General features: G+C 57.7%; 1 protein-coding gene. It reads right to left on the bottom strand.

The window, feature by feature from the left end:
• Nucleotides 1-892: putrescine export ABC transporter permease SapB (sapB, locus tag J5224_RS30070; protein ID WP_264628716.1), on the bottom strand; the 892-nt coding region annotated here is incomplete at its 3' end.
• Between the last annotated feature and the right edge of the window lie 102 nt (nt 893-994).

Below are 994 nucleotides of genomic sequence, written 5' to 3'. Positions count from 1 at the left end.
CCGTAATCACCATCACCCCGACCACCATAACCCCGGCGGAGATAGCGGAATAATCCTGGTGGCGAATGGCATCCACCAGCCAGCGCCCTATACCGGGCCAACTGAACACCACCTCGGTGATGATCGCCAGCGTCAACATGGTGGAAAACTGAAGTCCCAGTTGCGGAGCGATAGGGGGCAGCGCATTACGTAGCACGTGGCGGCGAATAATGGTCAGGCGCGACAGACCGCGGGTAGCCGCGGCTTTGACATAATTCTTGCTGAACACATCCGTGGTGCTGATGCGCATCAGGCGAATGACCTCCATCGTGGGGCCAACGGCCAGTACAATAATCGGCAAAATCAGATGGCGCACGGCGCTGATCAGCATTTCATCGCGATAAGGGGAATCGGATAACCAGGCGTCAATCAGCGCAAACCCGGTCACCGGTTCAACCTGATAGAGCAGATCGAAACGGCCTGAAACCGGCAACCAGCCGAGTTGCAGCGAGAACAGCAGCGTCAGCAACAGCGCCAGCCAGAATACCGGAATAGAAAAGCCCACCAAGGCGATGGCGCTGATGATGATGTCGGGGGTTTTATTGCGCATCACGCCTGCGGTGACGCCGAGCGGAATACCCACCAACAACGAGAGTGAGAAGGCCAGCACGCACAGCTCGATGGTGGCGGGAAGCACTTCTTTTAACTGCACACTGATCGATTCGCCGTTAATCGACGAAATGCCGAGATCGCCGCGCATCAGGCTGCGCATAAAGAAACCATAGGCGTCAAACAGCGTCGCACCGCCCAGCGGGGCGTTGGGCGTGTAATAACAGAGGCTAAAGCCGACCAGCGTTAGCAGCAGCAGGGTTATCAGCAACAGCAACAGGCGACGCAGGGTAAAAATGATCATGGCTGCTCTCCCTCGTTACCCACCAGCGGTGGCCCTTCTGGCGTCGGCGTCTCGCCAAACTCGCGATACACCCCGGCAAAAGAGGCATTGGCGAACGGGGTT

The organism is Candidatus Symbiopectobacterium sp. NZEC135, from assembly GCF_025962695.1.
The sequence above is the reverse complement of the archived record's forward strand: the minus strand, read 5'-3'. Positions and strand labels throughout refer to the sequence as shown.